This window comes from Bradyrhizobium sp. PRIMUS42 (assembly GCF_023006515.1).
GTDB lineage: Bacteria > Pseudomonadota > Alphaproteobacteria > Rhizobiales > Xanthobacteraceae > Bradyrhizobium.
The window spans coordinates 1-901 of record NZ_JALBGZ010001304.1 but is presented as its reverse complement, the minus strand read 5'-3'; the positions used below and the strand labels follow the sequence as shown (position 1 = coordinate 901).

Here is a 901-nt window from a genome sequence, read left to right as displayed (position 1 = left end):
GCCTGCATGGCGCTCGCCGTGGTCATGATCTACCAGGCCATCGACCATCTCAACTTCGCGCAAGGCGAGATGGCGATGTTCTCGACCTTCATCTCCTGGCAGCTGATGCAATGGGGCCTGTCCTATTGGGCCGCCTTCATCATCACGCTGGCATTCTCCTTCGTCGCCGGCATCGCGATCGAGCGCATCCTGTTCAAGCCGCTCGCCAAGGCACCGGTGCTGACCAACGTCGCCGGCTTCATCGCGCTGTTTGCGATCATCAACTCCTCGGCCGGCCTGATCTGGGACTTCACCATCAAGCAGTATCCGACCCCGTTCGGCTCCTCGCCGTTCCTGGGCAGCCAGCTGATCTCGACCCACCAGGCCGGCATGATCGGCGTCACCGTGCTGCTGCTGCTCGGGCTCTACTTCTTCTTCCAGTACACGCGGATCGGTCTTGCGATGCGCGCGGCCGCCTCGGTGCCTGAATCGGCGCGCCTGGTCGGCATCAACACGAGCTGGATGATCGCGCTCGGCTGGGGCATGGCGACCGCGATCGGCGCGATCGCCGGCATGCTGATCGCTCCTGTGGTGTTCCTCGAGCCCAACATGATGGGCGGCGTCCTGATCTACGGCTTTGCCGCCGCGGTGCTCGGCGGGCTGTCGAGCCCGTTCGGTGCGGTGATCGGCGGCTTCCTGGTCGGCGTCTTCGAGAACCTCGCCGGCACCTACATCCCCGGCGTCGGCAACGAGCTGAAACTCCCGATCGCGCTCGCGCTGATCATCTCCGTCCTGGTCGTCAAACCCGCTGGCCTGTTCGGCCGGCACATCGTCAAGCGAGTTTGATCATGAGCGCTGCAGAAGAAGTCGTCGGCGAAGGCCACGAGGCGGTCGAGGCGGTTCCGAAGCGGGCCATGACGCT

At 64.6% G+C, this 901-nt stretch carries 1 protein-coding gene; it reads left to right on the top strand.

The window, feature by feature from the left end; genetic code table 11:
* Positions 1-825 (top strand): branched-chain amino acid ABC transporter permease (locus MOV75_RS39895; protein ID WP_247008341.1); only part of this gene is annotated, 825 nt, incomplete at its 5' end.
* Positions 826-901 lie beyond the last annotated feature (76 nt).